This is a genomic window from Halomonas halmophila (assembly GCF_006540005.1).
Classification (GTDB): domain Bacteria; phylum Pseudomonadota; class Gammaproteobacteria; order Pseudomonadales; family Halomonadaceae; genus Halomonas; species Halomonas halmophila.
Genome location: NZ_BJOC01000079.1, coordinates 1 through 1,490, shown reverse-complemented (window position 1 = coordinate 1,490; position 1,490 = coordinate 1). Strand labels below are relative to the sequence as shown.

The window sequence follows — 1,490 nt, the reverse complement described above, 5'->3', positions numbered from 1 at the left end:
GGACGGCGTCCATGGAAAGAGCGCGAATGGCGTTGGCCAGTTCGAAGCGGGTTGGCATGAGGTGGCTCCTGGGTCAAAGGCGGTCGGCGATGCGCTGTTCGAGGCTTGCCTGGTCGTCGGCGAAGCGGCGGATACCCTCGGCGAGCTTGTCGTTGGCCATGGCGTCCTGGTTGTGTTCCCAGCGGAACTCCGCTTCATCGAGCGGCGTCGGCCGTTGGCCGCCGGCTCTTTCCATCGTGACGCCAGGTGTCACCTCGTCGTCGCTGGCGGCCAGCTCCTCGAGCAGTGCCGGCGAAATGGTCAGCCGTGGGCAGCCGGCCAGCGCCAGCACCTGGCCGGTGCTGCGGAAACTGGCGCCCATGACCACGGTGTCGTAGCCGCCCTGGTTGGCCTGGCGGCAGACACCCTGAACGAACTGTACGCCCGGATCTTCCGTGGCGGCGTAGTCCTGGCCGGTGTGTTGCTTGTACCAGTCGGTGACTCGGCCGACGAAAGGCGAGACCAGAAATACACCGGCATCGAAACAGGCCTGGGCCTGGGCATCGCTGAACAGCAGGGTCAGGTTGCAGTTGATGCCCTCCTTCTCCAGTACCTCGGCAGCGCGAATGCCCTCCCAGGTGGCAGCCAGCTTGATCAGCACGCGGTCGCGACCGATGCCACGCTGCTCGTAGTCTGCGATCAGTTCATGGGCCTTGCGGATGCTCGCCTGGGTATCGAAGGACAGACGCGCGGCGACCTCGGTGGAGACGCGTCCGGGTACCACGCCGGCGATCTCGCTGCCCATGGCGACCGCGAGTCGATCCACGGCCTGGGCGGCGCGCTGGTGTTTGTCGCCTTGCGCGGGCAGTGCGGCCAGCTCCCGTTCGATCAGTGGCTGGTAACCGGGCATATCGAAGGCCTTGAGGATCAACGAAGGGTTGGTCGTGGCATCCTGGGGCTGGTAACGCCGGATGGCGTCCAGGTCACCGGTATCGGCGACCACCAGGGAGTGCTGTTTGAGGGCGTCGAGTCGTGAAACCATGAGTGTCTCCAAGGGATCAATGAGGGGCTCGCACAAAGCCGGGTGCGCGGTGTTATATATGTTCTTAATTTGATCAAATGTTTAGCCCTTGAAGAGCGATGTGTCAAGGCTTTCACTGAATGCCGGCTTGCTACTTTTGTCGATGTCTTTTGGATAATTTTAGAATTTTCAGTATATTACTCGTTATCTTGAAGAGGCTGGTCTGTTGGTCGCCGAGTTACCGAGGGCTTTCGGTGGTTGGTTGTCCAGCGATTTTGAGGGGTTTTTAACTTTCATGTGATCGTTATTTGATATTTTGAGCATTGCGGGCGGCTCATATCCCTTAGTGCAACGAGCCAGTGCTTCGATGTCGCGTTCCATCATTCTTGACTCAAGCGAGCAGTGGTCCGCTGCGTTTCAACTCTGAGGGTTCTGTGGATCGCTGTGATATCTTGTGGCGATTGCCAGTCACGGATCGTATGAGGCCATC

The 1,490-nt window shown here is 59.9% G+C and carries 1 protein-coding gene; it reads right to left on the bottom strand.

All coding sequences use genetic code 11. From position 1 onward, the window contains the following. Nucleotides 1–73: 73 nt before the first annotated feature. Complete coding sequence (gene tal / locus HHA01_RS14660; RefSeq protein ID WP_141322054.1) at nucleotides 74–1,021, bottom strand: transaldolase; 948 nt, start codon at nucleotides 1,019–1,021, stop codon at nucleotides 74–76. Nucleotides 1,022–1,490: the final 469 nt, after the last annotated feature.